Origin of the sequence: Propioniciclava sp. MC1683, from assembly GCF_014164675.1 — a bacterium.
GTDB lineage: Bacteria > Actinomycetota > Actinomycetes > Propionibacteriales > Propionibacteriaceae > Propioniciclava.
Genome location: NZ_JACJFX010000079.1, coordinates 1 through 2,665, shown reverse-complemented (window position 1 = coordinate 2,665; position 2,665 = coordinate 1). Strand labels below are relative to the sequence as shown.

The 2,665-nt window shown below is 62.4% G+C and carries 2 protein-coding genes and 1 pseudogene; 1 reads left to right on the top strand and 2 read right to left on the bottom strand.

The window, feature by feature from the left end:
• Positions 1 to 157 precede the first annotated feature (157 nt).
• Positions 158 to 1,258 carry a hypothetical protein gene (locus H5397_RS17240; RefSeq protein ID WP_182818962.1) on the bottom strand — a complete coding sequence of 367 codons (1,101 nt, stop codon included), beginning with the start codon at positions 1,256 to 1,258 and terminating at the stop codon, positions 158 to 160.
• Between the two features lie 479 nt (positions 1,259 to 1,737).
• On the opposite strand from H5397_RS17240, the gene H5397_RS17235 reads away from it, so the two are divergent.
• Positions 1,738 to 1,932 carry a hypothetical protein gene (locus H5397_RS17235; RefSeq protein ID WP_182818961.1) on the top strand — a complete coding sequence of 65 codons (195 nt, stop codon included), beginning with the start codon at positions 1,738 to 1,740 and terminating at the stop codon, positions 1,930 to 1,932.
• Positions 1,933 to 2,261: 329 nt separating this feature from the next.
• Here the strand turns inward: H5397_RS17235 and H5397_RS17230 are convergent.
• Positions 2,262 to 2,456 (bottom strand): annotated as a pseudogene (locus H5397_RS17230) (IS3 family transposase); the annotation flags it as partial.
• Positions 2,457 to 2,665 lie beyond the last annotated feature (209 nt).

Here is a 2,665-nt window from a genome sequence, read left to right as displayed (position 1 = left end):
ACCTTCCCGAGCCGGCGCGCCAACGCCGACCCTGATCAGAACTTGCATGGGCTTCGATCTTGCTCGGGAGGTACGCCCGTTTCACGTCACCTCGCCGAGAGCCATCCACAGGTTCTGATCATTGCTCTCGCTTTACCTGAGGGTGGTGCTGATGAGGCTAAGGAGCTGGTGTGGACCCCCTGCGAGTGAGCCACCAGCGGCGTTCGGCTTCGGCGTCGGCGCTGAGGTGCGTCAGGGCCCGCAGGCCATCCCAGTCGCCGCCCCGTCCCAAAGTGCTCACGAGTGCCCGTTGGAGCGTCGGCCGGATGGCCTTGTGCTGCTGTCGAGCCACGATCGGAGGCGGTGGGCCGAGAGATCTGGGTAGAGCTGACGAGGCGAGGTCACACAACGCCCAAGCGGCCGTCTCGGCCGTGGCAGTAGAGGTCCCGGGAGTTTGAAGAACCGCTGAGATGGTATCGGCGTCGTCCGTGCTGGAGCCCAGCTTGCCAAGAAGTCTCACCCACGAATGAAGGGCACCTCTATCGCGGTCGATTCCTGTTCTGGATCGGATCACCACAGTTGCTTGATGAGCAAGGGCGGGTCTGTAGGCGCTGTGGTACAGCCAGTGGGTGGACTCGCGGCGTTCCTGATCATTTCCCCCGATGATGGCCGAGGCTAAGAGGTCGATGAGTATTGGGTCCTCAATATTCAGCTCGACACTCCTAATGGCGCTGAGGTGGCTGATGACAGCGGCGGCATTTCGTTGCACCAAGGTGTGCATGACGGGCCGGTCGATCCCCTGCGAGAGACCTCGAACCTCGTCTGCGAGGCGGATTCGGCTCACCGAAGGTGAGGACCCCAACCCAAGGATCCGCAGCACGTGGGCGGCTGCGCGCTTGATCTCGTGTTCGCTGGCCTCCTCGGTGAGCCAGGACATCGCTGCATGCGCGGTTCGCCGACGCAGGCGCGCGGTCCACTGTGCTTGTGGGTCAGAGAGCTTCGCCGCCGCCAGATTGAGGTTTTCTCTCAGCAGCCAGCGGTTACTAGGGCTCTCCAGTTCGGTCACAAGACGGCCGAGGTGGACGGGAGCCTTGGCTTGCTGCTGCGCGATGAGCGGCACAAATGACTTCGGGTGGCCCACTTCTGTGGCCAGCTGAAGTGCGTACTCGGCGAATGCCCGACCGGCAACCGGGTGGATGGCTAAGCACGCGAGAGCCGCATCAGATGCTTGCCCGATGTCACCCTTTCGGTCGCACGCTTGGTCGACCACACGACTCACGAGCGTCTCCCATGAGGAACGCCCGAGCGGGTCGCGACGAGTCGTGACCCATTTGACTACGTCTATGATTTGGGTTGCCTCTGGAAGTCTGTCCGAGGGTGAAGTCAACCGATCCAGAGTGTCCGCAGCGTCTTGAGGTAACAGCAGGCCTGAGGCGGGATCAGTCTTGAACTCGGAGTAGGCGCGAACCAAGTTCTCGGCTGCTGGCCCCAGTGCGTCCTGATATGTGCGCAATAGCGATGCGTTCCAGCGACGCGATCCACGCTCCAGCATGGATGCCATTGATGGCGCGATCGGTGAGCGACTTCCTTGGGTGAGGCCGTCCAGTGTGCGTCTCGCTGCGTCAACGGCGAACAGTCTGTGACTGCGCGCGACCCATCCCAATAGCTGATGTCGGTCGTGTGTGGGGGCCACCTTCACAGCCTTGCACATGGTGTGAAGTGGTTGATCCCTCCGGTCACTGGTCGGCAACGATGGACATGGAGGTGATGATCGTGGTCGAGGAGATCAAGGCGGCGCTGGAGGCCGGGGATGCCGCTTGGTGGTTGATCGTGGTCGGGATCGCTCTACGAACAGTTCGAGACATCGTTCTGACTCTCTTGACGCCGAAGAAGGATCGCGGCCGCGTGGTGGAGGCTCGGTTCTCACCGCGGTCTCCGCGGAGTGAGCGCTGATGGGTCAAGGCGTTGGTGGCCCGGAGGCGCGAGATCCGGGGAACAAACAATCGGGTTCAACGACAGACCCCCGAGGCCGGACGCGACGAGTAAGTGTTCGAGGCGTCACGTCAGGCAACTCAGCTCAGCTCATCGCTGGTGCAGTGAGGGTGCCGAGGTTCGCCCAAGTGGCGGGCGAACGGCAACTGGGCAAGGTAAAAGGTGTTGCTGGTCCGCATGAACGTCGACCTGCTGATGGGTGAGGTACTCAAGAAGACGGGTGCCGGCAACCTGTTCACCGTGTTCGGTGAGCCGGACGGGACTGCTGCACGTTTTGGTGACAGGTTGGGTTAGGCGGCTTGGTCGGCCGGTGTGGTCATGATGGTCTCGAACTCGATGGGGGTCAATCGGCCGAGGCGTTGCTGGCGTCGGCGGCGGTGGTAGGTGCGTTCGGTCCAGGTGACGATGGCGATCCGGAGGTCGTGGCGGGTGTGCCAGCGTTGCCGGTTCAAGACGTTCTTCTGGAGCAGGGCGAAGAAGGATTCTGTCTTGCGTCAGGGATCGTGTCGCATTTCGGGGTTTGAATCAGACCACACTGTGGGGGTCTGGCTGACCCGAGAGTGAGTTTCGATGTCCTCGACGAACAAGGATGCCGGGGCGAGCCCGGCGAGCCCTACGCGGCGCGCGAAGAAGTTGTTGGCGCCGTCGGTGAAGTACGAGATCTTCCTCCAGCTCGTGCGTGGCGAGACGACCA

Bases quoted from the DNA above. Each gene is read 5' to 3' on its own strand.
- H5397_RS17235 (WP_182818961.1), top strand. From the start codon at position 1,738: ATGGAGGTGATGATCGTGGTCGAGGAGATCAAGGCGGCGCTGGAGGCC.